1 protein-coding gene is annotated in these 449 nt (G+C 45.0%); it reads right to left on the bottom strand.

Annotated features, from left to right (window positions below):
* On the bottom strand, positions 1-449 hold a 449-nt coding region (locus tag ciss_RS13350; RefSeq protein ID WP_166504008.1), incomplete at both ends, for a hypothetical protein.

Here is a 449-nt window from a genome sequence, read left to right as displayed (position 1 = left end):
TTACCGCATATAAACCAGTCTTGGTTTTGGCTACTACCGGGATTATTCCCCGCGCTACCGCTAACGCCAATGCCCGGTCTTCGTTTTCATTATAGTTCGCAATCTTGCTCTTTACTCCGTCTACTTCACTATTATAACTTTGATCACTGACGGTTATCCCTAATTCCGTAAATATAGCCTGGGCTAACTGGGTCCTGGTCAGGTTCGCTGTTCCACCAGTATAAGTCGCTGTGCCCTTAGCCCGCTGAATGGCTGCTTTTAGCTCATCCCCGGTTATATACTTATTGGCCCCAAATTTTTTGTTTACTACTGGAAATACTCCTTTGGATATTGCGTAGCTTACCGCTTTGTTCCGGCTGTCTTTTGGTATATCACTGGCTTTCGCCGTTACGTGACAATTAGTACAGCTCTTGTTTGCAAGGTTTTTAGTGTAGCTCGGTATCCCAAAA

The sequence above is a fragment of the Carboxydothermus islandicus genome (assembly GCF_001950325.1).
Lineage (GTDB): Bacteria > Bacillota > Z-2901 > Carboxydothermales > Carboxydothermaceae > Carboxydothermus > Carboxydothermus islandicus.
The sequence above is the reverse complement of the archived record's forward strand: the minus strand, read 5'-3'. Positions and strand labels throughout refer to the sequence as shown.